General features: G+C 54.1%; 1 protein-coding gene. It reads right to left on the reverse strand.

What is annotated here, in order from left to right; all coding sequences use genetic code 11:
- Positions 1–945, reverse strand: a 945-nt coding sequence (locus tag ACTHUR_RS12305; protein ID WP_440398758.1) for a class I tRNA ligase family protein, incomplete at both ends; no start/stop codon positions are given.

Below are 945 nucleotides of genomic sequence, written 5' to 3' on the forward strand. Positions count from 1 at the left end.
TCATAATCATGCGCGCCACCCAGAAGAAGATGATTTCGTAGCCGGTTACCAAGACATTGGACGGCAGGAAGGCTTTGAGTTCGTCGGTTTCAGACGGCCAGCCGAGTGTGGAGAACGGCACGAGCGCGGAGGAGAACCATGTATCCAATACGTCTTCTTCGCGGGTCAAACCTGTTTTGCCGGCTTGTTTTTCGGCTTCTTCCTGATTGCGGGCGACGTACACATTGCCTTCGTTGTCGTACCATGCAGGGATTTGATGGCCCCACCACAGTTGGCGCGAAATACACCAGTCTTGGATGTTGTTCATCCATTGGTTGTAGGTATTGACCCAGTTTTCAGGGATAAAACGTACCGCGCCGCTATCAACGGCTTTTTTGGCTTTGTCGGCCAGGCTCAAACCTTTGAACTCGCTGTCAGGCTCGCCGCCGTTTGGCGTGGCGGACATAGCGACAAACCATTGGCTGGTCAGCATCGGCTCAATCACGGAACCGGTACGGTCGCCTTTCGGCGTCATCAGCGTGTGCGGTTTGATTTCGACCAAGAAACCTTGTTCCTGCAAATCGGCAACCATTTGTTTGCGCGCGGCAAAGCGGTCTAAGCCTGCGTATTTTTCAGGCAGGGCAAAGCCTGGTTGCGCTTCGCCTTTGAAGTTAAACACTTCGGCGTTTGCCAGCACTTTGGCTTCCAAATCAAACACATTAATCAGGCGCGTGTCGTGGCGTTTGCCGACTTCGTAGTCGTTGAAGTCGTGCGCAGGCGTGATTTTCACGCAGCCGGTACCGAAGTCTTTTTCGACGTATTCGTCGGCAATCACGGGGATGGTGCGGCCGGTCAGCGGCAGGATTAATTCCTTGCCGATCAAATGCGTATAACGTTCGTCTTCAGGATTGACGGCAACGGCCACGTCGCCCAACAGCGTTTCAGGGCGGGTGGTCGCCACGATAA

The sequence above is a fragment of the Neisseria sp. P0021.S007 genome, from assembly GCF_051956855.1.